Source organism: Streptomyces sp. URMC 123, assembly GCF_051386515.1.
Lineage (GTDB): Bacteria > Actinomycetota > Actinomycetes > Streptomycetales > Streptomycetaceae > Streptomyces.
The window spans coordinates 1-570 of record NZ_JBPQTV010000689.1 but is presented as its reverse complement, the minus strand read 5'-3'; the positions used below and the strand labels follow the sequence as shown (position 1 = coordinate 570).

Here is a 570-nt window from a genome sequence, read left to right as displayed (position 1 = left end):
CCTGCCGCCCGCCTACCGCCGCACCCTGCTGCTCCACGACGGCCTGGGCCTCGACCTGCCGGAGATCGCCGCCGAAACGGAGGCGAGCACCCCGGCCACCGTCAACCGGCTGCGCCACGCGCGGGCCGCCCTCACCGAGCGGCTGCCCGACCTGGCGTTGCTGCGCGCGCTGGAGCCCGAGCGGCAGGGCGAGGCGCTGCACCGGCTGCTCAGCGAGTCGGCGGCGGCCTGCGCCGGCCCCGTACGGATTCCCGCTGCCCGCGCGGTGCGCACCGGCAGCGAGCGCAGGACCCGGGCCTGGACCCGCTGCGCGGTGGGCTTCACCGGGCTGATCACGGCGGCGACGGGGTTCACGATGGTCGTGGACGCGATGCGGGAGGTGCCGGGGGCCGTGCCGGCGAAGCCGGCGGTGAGCCCGCGGTCGCCCGGCGAGCGCCCGCCCGTGCCCGTGCCGCGGGCCCAGCAGGTGTCCGCACCGCCGTCCCCGGCCGGTCCGGCACAGCCCGCACAGCCCGCGCAGCCGGAGGCGGACGCCGGGCCCGGGACGGAGGGCGGGGCGCGGGAGGGTGC

General features: G+C 80.2%; 1 pseudogene. It reads left to right on the top strand.

Annotation, left to right across the window (positions count from 1 at the left end):
- Positions 1-570 (top strand): annotated as a pseudogene (locus ACSNOD_RS31655) (hypothetical protein); the annotation flags it as partial.